This is a genomic window from Acholeplasma laidlawii PG-8A (assembly GCF_000018785.1).
GTDB classification, from domain to species: domain Bacteria; phylum Bacillota_I; class Bacilli_A; order Acholeplasmatales; family Acholeplasmataceae; genus Acholeplasma; species Acholeplasma laidlawii.
Map to the genome: position 1 here is coordinate 1,341,117 of NC_010163.1, position 17,139 is coordinate 1,358,255.

At 32.3% G+C, this 17,139-nt stretch carries 17 protein-coding genes; 4 read left to right on the forward strand and 13 right to left on the reverse strand.

Features of this window, described 5'->3' with window-relative positions:
* The first annotated feature begins 97 nt into the window (after positions 1-97).
* From ACL_RS06350 to ACL_RS06365, 4 genes are read left to right on the forward strand one after another with little or no spacing between them, the layout of a single operon-like run.
* Complete coding sequence (locus tag ACL_RS06350) at positions 98-1,219, forward strand: ABC transporter ATP-binding protein (protein WP_041634363.1); 1,122 nt, start codon at positions 98-100, stop codon at positions 1,217-1,219.
* On the forward strand, positions 1,203-2,042 hold the full coding sequence (locus ACL_RS06355; RefSeq protein WP_012243210.1) for an ABC transporter permease: 840 nt from the start codon (positions 1,203-1,205) through the stop codon (positions 2,040-2,042). The genes ACL_RS06350 and ACL_RS06355 overlap by 17 nt, the downstream gene beginning before the upstream one ends.
* Complete coding sequence (locus ACL_RS06360; protein ID WP_012243211.1) at positions 2,039-2,902, forward strand: ABC transporter permease; 864 nt, start codon at positions 2,039-2,041, stop codon at positions 2,900-2,902. The genes ACL_RS06355 and ACL_RS06360 overlap by 4 nt, the downstream gene beginning before the upstream one ends.
* Positions 2,899-4,038: an ABC transporter substrate-binding protein gene (locus tag ACL_RS06365; RefSeq protein ID WP_012243212.1), complete on the forward strand. Its 1,140-nt coding sequence runs from the start codon at positions 2,899-2,901 to the stop codon at positions 4,036-4,038. The genes ACL_RS06360 and ACL_RS06365 overlap by 4 nt, the downstream gene beginning before the upstream one ends.
* A gap of 39 nt (positions 4,039-4,077) precedes the next feature.
* Here the strand turns inward: ACL_RS06365 and ACL_RS06370 are convergent, their stop codons facing one another.
* The 13 genes from ACL_RS06370 to phoU all read right to left on the reverse strand — a co-directional run bounded on the left by ACL_RS06370 (position 4,078) and on the right by phoU (position 17,138).
* Positions 4,078-4,464, reverse strand: coding sequence for an iron chaperone (locus ACL_RS06370; RefSeq protein WP_012243213.1), 387 nt, complete (start codon positions 4,462-4,464; stop codon positions 4,078-4,080).
* A gap of 116 nt (positions 4,465-4,580) precedes the next feature.
* A complete protein-coding gene (locus ACL_RS06375) occupies positions 4,581-4,841 on the reverse strand; it encodes a glutaredoxin family protein (protein WP_012243214.1) in 261 nt (86 codons plus the stop codon).
* Positions 4,841-5,950 (reverse strand): class 1b ribonucleoside-diphosphate reductase subunit beta, encoded by a 1,110-nt coding sequence (nrdF, locus tag ACL_RS06380; protein WP_012243215.1) that lies wholly within the window; start codon positions 5,948-5,950, stop codon positions 4,841-4,843. The genes ACL_RS06375 and nrdF overlap by 1 nt, the downstream gene beginning before the upstream one ends.
* A 10-nt stretch (positions 5,951-5,960) precedes the next feature.
* Complete coding sequence (nrdE, locus tag ACL_RS06385; protein ID WP_012243216.1) at positions 5,961-8,063, reverse strand: class 1b ribonucleoside-diphosphate reductase subunit alpha; 2,103 nt, start codon at positions 8,061-8,063, stop codon at positions 5,961-5,963.
* Positions 8,064-8,438, reverse strand: coding sequence for a class Ib ribonucleoside-diphosphate reductase assembly flavoprotein NrdI (gene nrdI, locus ACL_RS07540; protein WP_012243217.1), 375 nt, complete (start codon positions 8,436-8,438; stop codon positions 8,064-8,066).
* Positions 8,439-8,454: 16 nt separating this feature from the next.
* Positions 8,455-8,973 carry an anaerobic ribonucleoside-triphosphate reductase activating protein gene (nrdG, locus tag ACL_RS06395; RefSeq protein WP_012243218.1) on the reverse strand — a complete coding sequence of 173 codons (519 nt, stop codon included), beginning with the start codon at positions 8,971-8,973 and terminating at the stop codon, positions 8,455-8,457.
* A complete protein-coding gene (locus ACL_RS06400) occupies positions 8,951-11,239 on the reverse strand; it encodes an anaerobic ribonucleoside triphosphate reductase (RefSeq protein WP_012243219.1) in 2,289 nt (762 codons plus the stop codon). The genes nrdG and ACL_RS06400 overlap by 23 nt, the downstream gene beginning before the upstream one ends.
* Before the next feature lie 284 nt (positions 11,240-11,523).
* The gene (locus tag ACL_RS06405; protein ID WP_012243220.1) at positions 11,524-12,873 is read right to left on the reverse strand and encodes a serine hydrolase domain-containing protein; all 1,350 of its coding nucleotides are present in this window, start codon (positions 12,871-12,873) and stop codon (positions 11,524-11,526) included.
* A gap of 28 nt (positions 12,874-12,901) precedes the next feature.
* Positions 12,902-13,819, reverse strand: coding sequence for a hypothetical protein (locus tag ACL_RS06410; RefSeq protein ID WP_012243221.1), 918 nt, complete (start codon positions 13,817-13,819; stop codon positions 12,902-12,904).
* Between the two features lie 97 nt (positions 13,820-13,916).
* Complete coding sequence (locus ACL_RS06415; protein WP_012243222.1) at positions 13,917-14,504, reverse strand: DUF975 family protein; 588 nt, start codon at positions 14,502-14,504, stop codon at positions 13,917-13,919.
* A 37-nt stretch (positions 14,505-14,541) separates the two neighbouring features.
* On the reverse strand, positions 14,542-15,789 hold the full coding sequence (locus tag ACL_RS06420; RefSeq protein ID WP_012243223.1) for a sensor histidine kinase: 1,248 nt from the start codon (positions 15,787-15,789) through the stop codon (positions 14,542-14,544).
* Between the two features lie 14 nt (positions 15,790-15,803).
* Positions 15,804-16,454, reverse strand: a complete 651-nt coding sequence (locus tag ACL_RS06425; RefSeq protein WP_012243224.1) for a response regulator transcription factor — start codon at positions 16,452-16,454, stop codon at positions 15,804-15,806.
* An 18-nt stretch (positions 16,455-16,472) separates the two neighbouring features.
* Positions 16,473-17,138 (reverse strand): phosphate signaling complex protein PhoU, encoded by a 666-nt coding sequence (phoU, locus tag ACL_RS06430; RefSeq protein ID WP_012243225.1) that lies wholly within the window; start codon positions 17,136-17,138, stop codon positions 16,473-16,475.
* Position 17,139: the final 1 nt, after the last annotated feature.

Here is a 17,139-nt window from a genome sequence, read left to right on the forward strand (position 1 = left end):
TGTAAAAAATGAATTATATGTGTATACATTTCTAAAAAAAGATATATAATAATTAATCGAATCAAATATTAAAAATAAAAAATGGAGGACTCCTGATTTGAATCATAACGTGCTCATAGAGTTATCACACGTTGAAAAGAAATTTGAAGACGATCTCATCGTTAATGACTTAAGTCTTAAAATATATGAAAATGAGTTTGTTACACTACTTGGCCCATCTGGCTGTGGTAAAACAACAACACTTCGTATGATTGGCGGATTTGAAAAACCTGATAAGGGGCATATAATAATAAATGGTAAAATATTTAATGATTTACCACCTTATGCCAGACCAATAAATACTGTATTCCAAAAATATGCATTGTTTCCACATTTAAATGTGTTTGATAACGTTGCTTTTGGATTAAAAAATAGGAACACAAAATATTTGTTGAAGTTCTTTAACATCGATTCATCCTTGTCAAAAAAAGAACAATCAAACTTGATTCAAACAGGCATCGAAAAAGCAGTCAAAGAAGCTCTAGCTTTAGTTAAGTTAGGCGGCTTTGAAAATAGAAAAATCACTCAAATGAGTGGTGGACAACAACAACGTGTTGCACTTGCTAGAGCACTTGTCAACAAACCTCAAATTCTTCTACTTGATGAACCACTTGCAGCACTTGACTTAAAACTACGTCAAAACATGCAATATGAACTTAAAGAGATGCAAAGAAAATTAGGTATTACCTTTATCTTTGTAACCCATGACCAAGAAGAAGCTATGACAATGAGCGATAGAATTGTTGTCATGAAAGATGGCGTCATCCAACAACTTGACACCCCTAAACAAATTTATAATGAGCCGGTAAATCGCTATGTAGCTACTTTTATTGGTGAATCAAACATCATTGATGGTGTATATAAGTCAAATAAAACAGTTACATTCTTAGGTGTAGATTTTGAGTGTGGACCTTATCCATTTAAAGATAACGAAAAAGTTGATGTCGTCATTAGACCTGAAGACTTTGACGTTGTAAGTTTAGATCAAGCTAAACTTACAGGTACTGTTGTATCTTCTATCTTTAAAGGTGTGCATAATGAATTAGACGTTATGGTAGGAGATTATAAGTTAATGGTAAACACCTACGAGACATATCAAGCAGGTGATACCATTGGATTAAAAATAGATCCTTATGAAATCCACTTAATGCCGGTATCAAATAATGAAGAAACCATTTAGTCGACTATCCACACCATATATTGTATGGTTATTTATATTAGCACTTATCCCGATTGTTGTGATGTTATTTTTATCTGTTACAACAACTCAAGGTTTAAGTTTAGATGGTCTAACATTTAATTCATCCTTTTACCAAGCATTCTTTGAAAGATCTATTACTACTGCATTCTTTAACTCAATCTATTATGCAATACTTACAACAGTTATTTCTCTACTATTAGGTTATTTAGTTGCATATACTGTATTTAGATCTAAGTTTAAAAACAAGTTCTTAGTACTTGCAATCTTTATCTTACCAATGTGGTCTAACCTTCTACTTAGAACAGAATCTCTTGGTAACTTAATGAATGAAAACAACTTGATTACAGATATCTTATCTAAACTATTAAATACTAATGTAAGTTTTCCAGTGATCAAAGGTAGTGGCTTAGCTGTCGTGATTGGTTTAGTCTTAACTTATCTACCATTTATGATCTTACCAATTTACACAGCTTTAGAAAAAATTGATTATAGTTTAGAAGAAGCTGCACTAGACTTAGGTCTTACTGACCTACAAAAGTTTATGAAAGTTGTACTTCCACTTTCATTAAAAGGTGTTGCTACTGGTTCTATTCTAGTATTCTTACCTGCAATGAGTGGCTTTGCTATTCCAGAAATATTAGGTTCTGGTAATATCTTATTAATTGGTAACATTATTGAACAATCCTTTAGATATATGGACTACAACTTAGGTTCCCTATTATCTATTATGGTCTTACTCATTATCTTCTTAGGTATCTTTGTCGTAGCTAAGGTTGATAAGGAAGGAGAGATGCTTCTATGACGCACTATCCAAAAGCAACCCTTGAATCCTACGGATACAAGGATTATAAGAAAACTAAAAAGTTTTTTACAGTTTTAAGAAAAGTATTTGTTGTAGTGATTGTTGTATCTTTATATATACCCATTTTAATGTTACTACTTCAATCTGTAAACAGTAGCCCAAACATCAATGAATTTGGTCACTTCACATTAGACTGGTATACAAATATGTTTGATGTAAGAAGTTTAAAGAATGCAATTATTAATACCTTATTAACCAGTGTGATATCCACACTGCTTGCAACAGTGATTGCAACCTTTATGGCAGTAGGTATTTATGCACTACCTAAACAAATACGTCAACGTGTTATGTTATTAAATAACATTCCAATATTAAATGCGGATATTGTTACAGGTATATCACTGATGCTTATCTTCTCACTATTATTACCACTATTTCCTTATATTTTTGGTCCAGTAACACTCATCATGGCCCATTTATTCTTCACGATTCCTTATGTCGTATTAAGTATCTTACCAAAGCTAAAAGAAATGGATACTAACCTTATGGATGCTGCACTAGATTTAGGGATTAAACCTTACAAAGCATTAATTAAAGTGATCGTACCAGCAATTAGTGCCGGAATATTTTCAGGTATGTTACTTGCTCTTACTATGAGTATTGATGACTTTGTTATTAGTTACTATACAACCGGCAATGGCTTTGATAACCTATCTATTTGGATTTACGGTAGTATCGGACGTAAGAGCTTAACACCTTCTGTATATGCCTTTTCTACATTGCTTACATTAATGACTTTATTAAGTCTTACACTCTATCAAGTGTTTATTAAAAAAGATAAAAAAGGTAAAATAAAATGAAAAAGTTATATATATTACTTGCATCAGTACTTACCATTTTTATTCTAAATGGTTGTACGATAAACAATAAATTATTAATCCTTAACTGGGGTGAATATATCAACGATGATCTTGTCTTATTATTTGAAGAGACATATGGTGTTGAAGTATCCATCTCAATTGCAGATAGTAACGAACTATTCTATTCTAAAATCAAATCTGGTACAACAGCATATGACTTAGTACTACCAGGAGATTACATGGTAGAAAAATTAATCAAAGAAGATTTGATTCAACAAATCCAATTTGATAAACTCTCTAACTATGACCCAGTAAATAACCCTTATATGCATGGTCTACAAAGTCTAATGGCTACCATGTCTGAAGGTAGTGAAAATTATTTTGTACCATACTTTTGGGGGACATTTGGACTTATGTATAACAACCGAGTTCCCGGCTTAAAAGAAGCCTTAGAAACACATGGTTGGAATGCTTACTTCGAACCCAATTTAAGACCTACAAAACGTGTTGGTATGTATGATGTTGCACAATATGCTTATGCATCCAGTTTACTATACTTAGGACTAGATCCAAACGCACTACCTGATACAACACCAGATGGTTTTAGTAAAACACACTTAGAACTATCTAGACAAGCACTCAATCAAGCAGAGTTTACTGTATTTGCTGATGATGCGTTAAAAAAGGATATACAAGCTAACAACTTAGACTTAGCATTTGTTTGGACAGGAGACTTCCTTGATATGCTTTATGTGGATTTAGATGAAGGTCTAGATTATGACCAAAAAACATATGACATTTACATACCTGACCAAACGATGGCTTTTGTAGATTCATTTGTTATTCCTAAAAAATCAAGACACGTAGATTTAGCTCATGAGTTCATCAACTTCTTCTTAAATCCTGACAATGCCTATGAAAATGCTAGTGTTGTAGGGTACTCCACACCGCTTGCGAATGTATATGATCGTATTGCAAACTATACAGGTGATGATGTTTGGTTAACCAATTGGTCTAGAGCTTATAGTGATTACTACCCAAATACAGAAAACTTTAAAGGTATTCCTTATGCAAGTTTTAATCAAACGATTATGGCTCAACTACTCTTAATGTTTAACGACGTTAAAACAAATTAAAAATAATACCAGTCACTTCAAAATGACTGGTATTTTTATTTATGTTGTAAGATTTGATTTTCTCCAATAAGTTTTATATCCGGCTTTATCCTTCATATTAAACTCAATAATTCTCTTAATTAAGTCAAGATCAATTATTTGATGCCATTTGATTTTAAAAATAAAGTTTGTGGATAAATACTTTCTGTCTTTAATTTCTTTTTTAAACTCATCAATTGCTTTATATTCAGGGGCTACTGACAGATGCGCTTTAGCATGTGTAAAAGCAATAATAAATGTACCCTCATGAACAAAATGTGGTTGATTCCACGCTATTTTTGTATCTAGCATTGGGAAGGTAGCAATTACCCAGTCTAGTAGATTTCTCATGATGGTTCGGTTTGAGTCATCTTTAATTGATTTTAAATATTCTTCAAATACATGCATCTAAAATACCCCTAACATAAATAAAATTTATTCATATTATACGTATATGTCAAAAATTATGCAAGAAATTAACCTTATATATAAAAGTAAGTTTGGATTTCCCAAACTTACTTTTATTATTTTTTACCTACGTGTTTTTCTAAGAATGTCAGTACAGGTGATGGTTGTGTTCGCGTTAGAGCCTCACCATTTGCTATCATTGCTGGTAATGTAAGAATACCATACTCAGCTGTCAGTCTATCAAACATTTCTTGGTTGTCTTCTTTGTTCACAATTGTGATATCTGGTTCATATTTGTTGTTTAAACCAAACTTTAGAAACATCTTTAATTGTGCACATTGTGTACAATCGTTTTTTGTTAATAAGTAAACACTCATTATTTCTTCCCCCCAAAAGTAATAATTTTTTCTCTATCAAATACAAAGTCTGAATCTTTTAACATTTCACTTTTCATCTTTTGATAACCATTACCCTTCATTGAGAAGTTATCCATCGTCTTTGTTTCAGTGTTTAAACCGTTTAAGACAACAGGGTTGACATCCTCTGGTTCAAAGTATGGATCAAAACCTAAGTTCATCAGTGCTTTATTAGCATTATATCTTACAAATATTTTTACATCATGAGATAGTTCTACAGCATCGTAAATAGATTCAACTAACTCATTTTGTTCATGATAAAGTTCTAATAAGAAATCATGTACCCATTGGGTAAGTTGTTCTTGTAACTCATTAGAAAATGTTTCAAATACTTCTTGAGCAAGGCGTCCTACATATAAACCATGAATAGATTCATCTCTTAAAATAAGGTTGATGATTTCTCCTGCTTGCATGAGTTTACCTTGTCCATAAAAGAATAGTGGATAATAAAACCCTGAATAGAATAACCATGTTTCTAGGTAAACGGATGCTACCATCGCTTTAAACTGAGCGATGTTAAAATCCGTTTCACTATATCCTGGGTCATTTGATTCAAATTGCTTTAAGTAGTTATAACGATCTAGTTCTTTATAATAACCAACAATTAAACTCATGATGTTTTGTAGATTTGTATGTTTTTCACCCCAATGGAATAATTCATCAATCTTTTGGTTAGACATATAAGTCATAAAGATATTAGAGTAACTCTTAGCGTGTACCGCGTTTTCCATTGCACCCATAAAGTTTAATACAGCTTTTCTTTGGTGGAAGTGATCATCAAGAGACCTTGATACCACAGGCATACCAATATCACCTTGGTGTGTATCTAAAAATGTTAGTACTAATAAGTTTTTAGCATATGCATCTTGAATGTTTTCCGGTAGTACACTCCAGACGTTTAAGTCTGGTTGTAGGGAAACGTCTTCAGGACGCCAAAACTGTGAAAGGTTTTGTTCGTAGAAGTGTTGTGTATAATCATCTTCTGGTTCATTCCAATTGGCACCTTCGTACTTCACGCGTTTAATTGGGTCTAGTTTAATTTTTGATTGTTTAGTTGCTTTTTTATCCATCTTATCCCCCTTAGACTGCACAAGATTCACACTCTTCAATTTTTAATTTTTGAGTACGTGTGTAGTATAGTGTTTTGATACCTTGGTAGTGTGCATATAAGTAATATTTTTGTAGTTCTCTTGTTGTAATATCAGATGTAATACATAGTTCAAATGAAATACCTTGGTCTACGTGCTTTTGTGCAGTAGCAATCACATCAATTAAACGATATGTATCCATACGGTATGCTGTTTCATACATAAATGCTGCCTTTTCTACTGCTGGCATAGGGTAGTATGTTTTTGAGTTACCATAAGTTCTTTCTTCTACTAATTGTTTAATTGGTGTAAGTGATGGTGTTGCACTCATCACATACCCAATTGAACCATTTGGTGCAACCGCTAAGCGGTGTGAGTTATATAAACCATGTGTCATGACATCTTCTTTAAGTTGTAGCCAATCATCATCAGTTGGTATATAAACGTTTTTAAATAGTTCCTTGACTTTGTCTGTTTTAGGTAGTATTTGACCACGTCCATCAAAGTAAGAACCATCTGCATATTTAGACTTTTCAAAACGGTGGAACTTTTCACCAGTTTCTTTAGCTTTTTCCATAGAGTGTACTAAAGAATAATAGTTTACAATATTAAAGAATACATCGATTAAATCAATATTCTCATCACTACCATACATAATATAGTTTTCAGCAATATAGCCGTGATGACCCATAATACCAAATCCAACAGATCTATTTAATCTGTTAGCTTTAGCAACAGCTGGTACGTGTTTGATATCTGTTTGATTTGAAACAGAGTTCATCACGTCCATTGCACCAAATACAGTTTCTTTAATGGTATTGTGTTTCATCATGTTACCCATATGACCACTTGCTAGGTTACACGAAATATCCATACCTATTTCATCGTTATTTGCACCATAATCACCATAGTGTGAAGTAATCGTTGGTTGCAAGATTTCTGTACATAGGTTTGAGAACTTCACAGGCATATCTAGTGGATTTGCCTTGTTAACGTTATCTGAAAACATAATATAAGGGTAACCCGACTCACCTTGTAGTTGAGCAATCATATCTAATATTTTTCTAGGGTTAACTTTACGTTTTCTAACCAATGGATTATCTGCTAAAATATCATACCAGTGATCCATATCAATAGAGATATCAGCAAAGTCTTTACCGTATTGTTCAAATACGGTATGTGGGTAGAATAACCACATATCTTTGTTATCTCTTGCTAGTTCCATAAATTTATCAGGAATAACGACACCCATTGATAATGTCTTAGCACGAATATCATCATCTGCATTTAATTTCTTAGTTGCTAAGAAATCTTCAATGTCAGCATGAAATACGTTTAAGTACACTGCACCAGCACCAGTTCTTTGGCCCATTTGGTCCGCGTATCTAAAGTTGTTATCTAGTAGTTTTACAACCCCTACAACACCTTTAGAAACGTTAGGAATACCTTTAATAGCTTCACCTTTAGCGCGTAGGTTTGTCAGGTTAATACTTACACCACCACCGACTTTAGATAACTGCATACTAAACTCAGATATTCTTGAAATATCATTTAAAGAGTCCCCTGCTTCAAGTAAGAAACAAGATACAAACTCACCGCGTTTAGATTTACCAGTATTAAGTAGTGTTGGTGTTGCTGGTGTAAAGTCTTGACTAATTAATAATCTAATTAAGTTTCTTGCTTTATCAAAATCACCATTCGCGTGATATAGTGCATTCACTGCTAATCTATCTTCATAACGTTCTAGATAGTTTTTACCCGTACGATCTTTTAAGGCATAGTCATTATAGAACTTAAATGCACCCATATAGGTAGGGAATCTAAATTTAGCTGCATATGCGATGTCATAGATAGTTTGAATTTGTTCCATCGTATATTTTGCTAAAAACTCTTTTTCATAATAGTCATTTTCGACTAAGAACTCTAACTTTTCTTCTAATGAGTGAAAAAACTGGGTACGTTTATTCACCTCATTTAGAAAGTAGCTTTTAGCAGCTGCCTTATCTTTACTGATATCTTTAATCTCACCATTTTCATCGGTGATTTGATTATTTAATACAACCCACTCAGGGATTACATCTCTTTTTTGATCCATTCACTTACTCCTTTTTCCTTCTTGTTGTCTTAGTAGCCAGTTTTTAACTGTCTCTTTATCTGATTTAAATCCAGAACCTTCAAATTTTAATATAAGTGGAATTTTATACTGAGCCTCGATCTTATCTCCAGCTTTCCCATAGTTTTCACCCCAGTTTTTATTACCTGAGACGGCAACCCCAACTACATGATCTTTATAAGAATCTAAAAAGTTTTTTGTAGTTTCAGGAATTTGACCAAAATTAATACTTCTGGTCACCAAAAATAAATTATCTTTTGGCTCACCTTCATAAAGTTTTATATGAATGGCATCAAAGCCAAGACTAGTGGCAAACCTTTTTGTTTGCCCTGTTAGACTATCAAATATGATGGTCATTAGCAATCCTCCTGTCTTATGAATCAGGAATAATTACAAGCTCCTGAGTCAGATTTGTTTTCTTTAAATCTATAATGCGTTGATTTGAACTACCACGCCACAATAGATTTAAATTTTTGAGTTGCTGTATAAACGGACCATCAATTAAAATATCTGCCTCTTTTAGAATTTCATGAATGAATGGACAATCCTTCTTCTTTAGTGTCTCATAGGTGTTACCACTATAGATATTGACATCTAAACCATCTTCATGTGCCATTTTGATTAATTCTAATACAGGCTCTGGTTGTAAGAAGGGCTCTCCACCACTAATGGTTATGCCATGTAGTAGTGGATTTCTCTTCCATTTTTTCCTAATCTCAGTGAGCTCAATGAGTTTACCTTCATCAAGTGCATGTGTTGATGGATTATGGCAACCAGGACATCTTAAATTGCAGCCTTGGGTAAATACAACAAATCTTAAACCAAATCCATCCACAATAGAATCACTAATGAAGTCATTTACGCGTAACTTAAGAGTGGAAGTGTTTGACACGTTCTTCTACTTCCTTTTTCTTAGCGTTATTAAAGCGGTCTAATGTACCCACTAAATAACCTGTAATTCTTCTGATTCTATCAAATGGTGCATCTGGTGTTTCTTTTCGTCCACATTTCGGACATTCTTCATTAATAATACCAACGTATTTACATACGGGATCAAAATCTACTGGGTGGTTAATCGAACCATATCCAATACCTTTTTTAGCCATATATTTAATAATGGCTTCAAAAGCTGGAATGTTTTTAGCAGGATCTCCATCAAGTTCAATATAAGATATATGTCCACCATTTGTAAGTGCATGATATGGTGCTTCAATATCTATCTTATGGAAAGCCTCAGTTGGATAATATACGGGTATATGGAATGAGTTGGTATAAAACTCATGATCAGTAATACCTTCTAAGATACCAAAGCGCTTCTTATCCATTTGTACAAAGCGTCCGGATAATCCTTCAGCTGGAGTTGCGATTAAAGAGAAGTTTAATTTATATTGACGCGCTTTGGCATCAATTCTATCTCTCATGTGTCCTATGATTTTTAAACCTAAGGCTTGTGATTTAGCATCTTCTCCGTGGTGTTTACCCGTTAATGCTTTTAAAGTTTCTGCAAGTCCAATAAATCCAATAGCTAACGAGCCATGTTTAATCACTTCTTCGATGGTATCATTGCGTCCTAATTTATCAGAATCTATCCATACTCCTTGTCCCATTAAGAATGGGAAGTTATATACATAAAGTTTCTTTTGGATATCAAAACGTTCTAAGAGTTGCTCAGTGACTAAATCAATAGTTTCATCTAATTGATTAAAAAACTGTGCCTCTGATTTAGAAGTTAGCGCTAGTCTAGGTAAGTTAATCGATGTAAAACTTAAATTACCACGCCCAGTTACAATTTCTTTGTTAGAATCATGTATATTTGACATGACACGTGTACGACATCCCATATAAGCTATTTCTGTATCTGGATTACCTTCTTTATAAAATGCTTTATTAAAAGGTGCATCCAAGAACGAGAAGTTAGGGAATAATCTTTTAGCAGATGTTGCCATTGCTTTTTGGAATAAGTCGTAGTTAGGATCTCCTTGATTTAAGTTAACACCTTCTTTTAACTTAAATATTTGAATAGGAAATATTGGTGTTTCACCACTACCTAGTCCTCTAGTAGTTGCATCTAAGATAGATGAAACGACTAATCTACCTTCATGAGATGTATCTGTTCCATAGTTAATGGATGAGAATGGTACTTGAGCACCTGCACGTGAGTGCATGGTGTTTAAGTTATGTACTAAACTCTCCATTGCTTGTTCAGTATCTCTTGTTGTTTCTTTTAAAGCCTCTTTAGTCGTAAATAAAACGACTTTATGAGCGATATCATTATTACCTAGTACTTCGAGTAAATGCGGGTTAATTTCATCATTTAGAAGTCTTGGTTCAATACCTGTCTTACTTAAAATATCATTTAGAATGGTTTTAGCATCTAAATCAATTTGGAAGATATCAAGTGCTTTAGCTAGGTTGTTTCTAAAGTGTCTAACATAAGTCTTTTTAACACCGGTTGCCATATCATAATCAAATTTAGGTACAGATTGTCCACCGTGTTGATCATTTTGATTTGACTGAATCGCAATACACGCAAGTGCTGCATATGTTTTGATATCTTGTGGTTCTCTTAAACTACCATGCCCAGTTTGGAATCCGTTTGTAAATAGTTTAGTTAGGTCAATTTGACAACAAGTAAGTGTTAAGGTTAAGAAGTCTAAGTCATGGATATGAATAATACCTTCATCATGTGCTCTAGAGTGTCTAGGGTTTAAAACAAACATTCTGTTAAACTCTTTTGCACCTTCACTACCATACTTTAACATCGCACCCATTGGGGTGTCTCCGTTGACGTTTGCATTTTCTCTTTTCAAATCAGAATCTGTTGATTTTGAAAATGCAATGTCATGATAAGTATGCATAAGACGAGTATTTCTATCTCTTACTTTATTTCTATCTTCACGGTAAATAATATAAGATTTAGCAACATCTGCATAGTTTAATTCTATGAGAGTACGTTCTACTTCATCTTGTATATCTTCAACAGTTGGAATTTGCTTTTTGAACTTACTATCTACCTTATTTAGTACACCTGTTGTGACCTCATCTGCAAGTTTTGGATCCTTTCCTAGTGCTATAAATGCCTTAGTAACGGCATCGTTAATCTTTTCTGGATTAAATCTTACGATTCTTCCATCTCTTTTTTTTATCTTCTCTAGCATGGTTTTATACCCCTTTTCACATATTGTTTAGAGTTACTAATCAACACTCGGGCATAGCTATCCATTAAGAAAATAAAACTTAAAACTTAATCGATTTCATATACCCGGATGTTTGAGTATATACATTTTATACAAAGGTAAAGTCATTTGCAACTCTAACAATTATGTAAATGCTTACGGTCATTTTCATAAAAAAACACCTTGCATCGAAGGTGTTTTTGTGCTTCAAATAATGTAATAAAATGAATGTAAATACATCAACTTTTTACAGTTATTTTAAAATACTATTTACTTGTTACTGTAAAGCCATTAAACAAGAAGTTAGCACTTGGTACGAATGAAAACGTAAGTGCTTCATCTTCAAATTTAAACTTATACTCTGCGAAAAATGGCGTTTCAATGTATAAGATTTTTAGAGTTAATTCGTTATCTTCATAATTTGGTATGACCCAATGTTTTTGATTAACTACTTTTAAATCTTTGGCATAGTGACTCATGCCATAAGAACTTTGATCAAAATTATACTCAAGTTTATCTGTTAGGCCATTATTAAAATGTAGTAAAAGATAGTCATGACTAAACTCTAACGTATCAATATTTAATATGTTTTCTTTTAGATGAAATATTTTATGTAAATTAAAGTGATTTTCTTTAGGTGCTTCTTTAAAAGTTAAGCTTGAAACAAACCCTTCTAACTTACCCTTTTCAATTGTAGGTATCGACTCACTTGTAAAATGTTTATATATAGTAGCATATAAGAACTCATAATCTGTAAACTGCGCAGTTGAAATAAAGGCTAAATCATTAAAGATTACGACGATTTGACCAAATGCTCCATCTGCTCTATAACTTAAGTTAGGTGATACATGGAATTGAAAACCATATTGGTAACCGATTGCTTTAGCATTCGGGTTACCCACATAGTCTTGTTTTATAGCCTGAGGTGAGGTTGCCATATCAAGATAGGCTTTTGAAATAAGTTGTTTTCCTTTATAATTTCCGTGATTTAGTAAGAGTTGGCCAAGCTTAACTAATGCATCATTATTCAAACTTAAACCATACCCACCAAAATTAATACCTTCCGGGGCTTTTGACCAGTGGTAATTTGTAATATTTAGTGGTTCAAATAGATGATCTTTTAAGTAATCCTCTACAGTAGCACCTGTGATCTTAGTAAACAGTGCACTTAACATATGTGACGTTGCTGAGTGATATTGATAATGTGTACCTGGTTTATAAGCCACTTCCTGGCTTAAAAAATAAGTTCTATAATCACTTGTTTTAAGCATCTGGATATTATTTTCTTTAACTATGCCGCTTGTCATGGTAAGGATATGTCTAATGGTTATCTCACTAATTAAAGGATCATAATTCACTGGTAGTTCATCTTTAAAGTAACCAATTATTTTTTCATCTAAGTTGATTAATCCTTTATCATATAACATACCTATTGCTAAGGATGTGAATGATTTTGTAATAGAAAAGACTAACTGTAAACCATCCTTAAGATACGGTTCTTTCTTGTAATCAAACAATACTTCATCTTTGTTTGCAACTGTAAAACTAATCATACTTAAACTTTTGTTATCTTCTACTTCTTTTAAGAAGTTATAGATTTTTGCTTCTAAATTCATTCTGACATCACCTCATGTAATTAATTGTTTATTGATTTTCTTCTAGATCCTTCAACTTACTTGCAGTTGTTTTATTATATATAATTTTTGCACTAAATAAAATTCCAACAAAGTTACCAATTAGTAAGAATACTAAATCTGATAAAAAGAGTGGTAATATTTCTTTATCACTTAATAAGATACCTAATGTCATATCATTATGAAATGCTAAGTTTGCCCATGTGTATAAAAACATACTCAAACTTACAACAACTGTAATCACACCAATGATGAGTGGTACAAGCCTGTGCAGTGGACCCTTTGCATTTTTATATGAATAAAATGATGCAAATGGCACAATGATATATAGCCACCAACTCATAAACCCTAGTTCGTATGCAATTAATGAAGGTATCGATCCTAAGATTGCTCCAATAACTGCGAAGATAATACCACCAACTTTATTATTATTACCTTTTTCTTCATTAATGATTTTTGCAATCTCTTGTTGATGTTTTTCTTTATATATAGCCTCATTAATTGGAACCACCAAATTAAACTTCAGACCTGTCTGAATTTTAATTGAAATAGTTTTATGATTTGTTATCTCTTCATTAGATCCATAGATATCTTTTGAAACAATTTTAAAACTTCTATCTTTGAAGTAACTTGTTAGTTTTCTTGCTCGTTCTTTACCTTTTAGTGGATTTCTTACAAATATTAAAACAGTATTATTTAGATGAACCGCACTAGTAAAAAATAACCCTGTGGCACCTACTTCTTGTCTAATCGCCTTCATTTCTGATGCTTCTAGTGATCTATCTAATATAAATGCCATATAATATTGCTTTATACCAAATCCTGCATTTATAGAACATATTTGAAACTCATATCCATTAACTTCACCACGGTATGCGCCGCGCTCAAACTTTGCAGTAAGTTTTACTGCTATCTCTTCAATTTTCATATAATTTCCCCTTATACTTATTAGTTTTAATTATAACATTAATGTATTAAAAAAACCTTCATTTTATGAAGGTTTTAAGGTAATTCTATAATATTAATTAAGCATCTATGATGGTTGTACTATCCGCTTTTATTGCTTTTAGGTGTATATAGTAGTTATGCATAGATAACATGATATAAGGCATTGCATAAACTAAATAAATACCAAATGTAATCATACCTAATAGGATGTGACCGATAAATGAAAGTGCAAAAATGAATAAATCCATCTTATAACCTTCTGTTAGTTTCCCACTTTCTTTAATTGCATCAAATATATCCATATCCTTATGTTCACTCATAATAAAGATAGCTTGCCCATATTTAAGTGCTACATAAATACCTGGAATGATAAATAAGAGCATGCCTATAGCAACTGCAAGACTTACTATTAATACAACAACAAATATTTTAAGTCCATGTTCAATATCTTTAAAATATGTAAATAAAGGATCTAGTCTTACTTCTTTTTTAGCAAGTACTTCCTTACCAATAACAAATAATCCAGCAGTTAAGATAGGTCCTACAATGAACCCAATACCTGGTATCCCGCTTAATACACCTACTACAATAATGGCTACTAAAAACATTAATCTTTTTCCAACTAATGCTTCTTTAGCCTCCGTTTTGATTGCACTTCTATTCATTTTTATATACCCCCTTGTATAAATGAATCTATCTATATTATATTACAATTGTAAATTTTGTAAATTCATTTTCAACCGATTCAACACTAATGTGTCCATGATATTTATTAACGATGTGTTTTACTATTGCAAGTCCTAGTCCAGTACCAGGTTCTTTTCTCACTTCGTTCACACGGTAAAATCTTTCAAATACTCTGTCTTGATCCTTAAAAGGAATACCTAATCCAGTGTCTTCAATAACAAAGACTATTTGATTTAGATTTCTTTTTAAATCGATTTTAATCGTACCCTGTTCCTTATTATATTTAATGGCGTTTTCTATCATGTTTTTAAATAATTTTGTAATATCTATTTTATCGCCTTCAAATGAGATGTCGTCGACATTAAGTTCTACTTTAATCGATTTTTCTTGAATGGATCTATGATAGTAATCAAGTGTATCTAACAACATCTTCTTTAAATCAATGGTTTCAATGGGTCCATCAACAAACGTTTCTAAACGGCTTAACATAAGCATATCATCAACAAAGCCCTTCATGTAGTCAGCTAACTCCACCATTTTAGTTGAAACTTCTTTAGCTTCACTACCTGTAATGATTTCATGCTGAATTAATTCAGCATAACCACGTAACACCGTAATCGGTGTTTTAAGTTCATGTCCTGCATAACTAAAGAAATCTTTTTTAACATTTTGAAGTTGAACTTGATCAGTTAAGTCTTCAATAATGACTAAGACAAAGTTTTCTTTACTTTGTTCAGTTGAGATCGTATTCACATTTAAGTTTTTGTGTCCTATTTTATAGTTTTGTTTCTCATGAGCTTTGGATTCAAATGTTTTTAGGATTTGTTCTTTAATGACCGTATGACGAATACGGTTCATAAATAACTTATCCTTAGTCTCTACTATATGTAGTAGGTTTACTGCAGTGTCATTGGCATAAATGATCTCTTTTAAGTGGTTAATTAAAATAATTCCTTGACCAGCAAAACTAGACATAAATAGCATTTGATCTTCTTTAGCTTTTAATTCGTGGTTTAATCTATCTAGTTCTTTAACCAAAAAGTCTCTATCCACTGCTTGTTTATTAATATCATATCTAGAAAAATAAGCTTTATATTCAAAATATAAAGCAATGACTAATATTTCTCCGGTTGCTAGAAATATTAAATATATAAATATGTTAGACATTTCCGGATGAAGTATTTGATTTACAATAAAAAACAAGGTTAATAAAATACCTACATAGATACCTAATCGTATAAATATTTTCTTATTTAAATCCATAGTACTTATCCTTTTTATAGACTATAACCGACACCACGTATCGTTTTAATTTCTATATCTGCACCTTTTAATTTATCTCTTAATGATTTAATATGCATATCTAAGGTTCTTGTTTCTATTGAAACATCCATTTGCCAAATTTCATTAAAGAGTGTTTCTTTTGTTACAACTTTACCGTCATTTTTCAGGATGAGGTAAAGTACGTCAAACTCTTTGGTTGTAAGAGCAATCTCATTGTTACCTACAAAACATTTATATTTTTCTTTATCAATGGTGACATTACCTTTAGTAATGACACTACGCGCACCTGATTTTCTTAAGTGGGCATTCATTCTAGCGGTTAACTCTAAAATACCAAACGGTTTTGACATATAGTCATCAGCACCTAAATCAAGTGCTTTGACTTTATCCATTTCAGTATCTAGTGCAGATAACATAATAACGGGTAGTTCTTTATAAAACTCTCTTAGTTTTGCTAGTACTTCTAAACCAGACATATCTGGTAGAAGTACATCTAACAGTACTAAGTCTGGTGCTTTTTTTCTAACGGCTTCTAAAAAGTCTTTACCTTTCATAAAGCCTTGTTGTTCATACCCTGCATTTATAATTGTTTTTTGAATGATATACGATATTTGTACATCATCTTCTAAAAAATAAATTAACATAAGCTTACAAGCCCTTTCTTAAAACAATGGCGTTTTCTTGTGTTCCCCTGTAATCATAAATATGGTCCACTCTGCAAGATTTACAGCGTGATCAGCAACACGTTCCATATATTTAGCAACCATAATCACAGATACTGCATATTGTGAATCAATAGAGTCATTTTTAATTTGTTCTGTAACAGATGCCATAACATCATTGAACTGAGCATCCACAATATCATCATCTTCAATGACTTGTCTTGCTAACTGTATATCTTGTTTGACAAAGGCATTAATCGCATTTAACACCATTTGATAAGCAGCTTCACTCATAATCGTTGTCTTAGGTAAAAGCCTTTGGTTTTTTAAGTCTCCGATGTGTATCGTTTGTTCTGCAATATCAGTTGCATGATCCCCAATACGCTCAAGGTCTGTAACTAACTTTAATATACCAGTAACAACTCTTAGGTCTTGAGCGTAAGGTTGTTCCTTCCAAATGACTCTTAAAGCAGCTTTTGAAATATCTTCTTCAAGTTGATCAACTTGATCATCTGCTTTCATTAAACTTTCAGCTTTTGTCAAATTATTTGTTTTAAAAGCTAAAAAGGACTCATTAATATTATTTAATACAAGGTCTGCCATCGTTACGACTTCACCCTTTAACTCTTCGATTGCTTTTAATAAAGATGCTCTTAATGCTGACATA